General features: G+C 34.2%; 1 protein-coding gene. It reads right to left on the bottom strand.

Translation table 11 applies throughout. The features are described from left to right. Nucleotides 1-530 (bottom strand): hypothetical protein (locus ACX6CF_RS26155; protein WP_458788323.1); only part of this gene is annotated, 530 nt, incomplete at both ends.

The raw sequence follows: 530 nt of genomic DNA, 5'->3' as shown, positions 1-530 counted from the left end.
AACAGTTATTTGCTTACTTTGACCTGGTGCTAAATAATCTATAGCTTGTTGAGCTTCAAACGGAGTATAAGTTACTACATTTTCATCACCTGCAACAATTGTAAACTTTGGACGTATATTAGATAATGGGGTTAACCCTGTATTAGTGTATTTTAAATCCAAAGAAAGTGCTGCAGCATCTGATTCATCAACTTGCTTAGATTTTAACCAATTTCTGAAATTACTAGTAGATTGTTCTATATTCCAAGTAGATGTTTTTTCCATAGCATATGAATGTTCAAAACTTGTTTCAACAGACATTTTTGTACTTGGTCCTTCTGTAACCTTAAATGTATGTTCAAAACCAATAGATACTCCCGTAGTAAATGAATGGGAGTCAGTAGAACTTCCTCCTTGTTGATGTGAGTTACCATCACTTGATCCTCCACTTTCTTCTGTTGTAGTGGTAATCTTAGGAGCTAGACCTATTCCTAATAATTCTACTTGTAAATTAGGTGTAGCCGCTACTTCAGGATTATTTTTTGCTATAG

Source organism: Vallitalea sediminicola, from assembly GCF_054408565.1.
The sequence above is the reverse complement of the archived record's forward strand: the minus strand, read 5'-3'. Positions and strand labels throughout refer to the sequence as shown.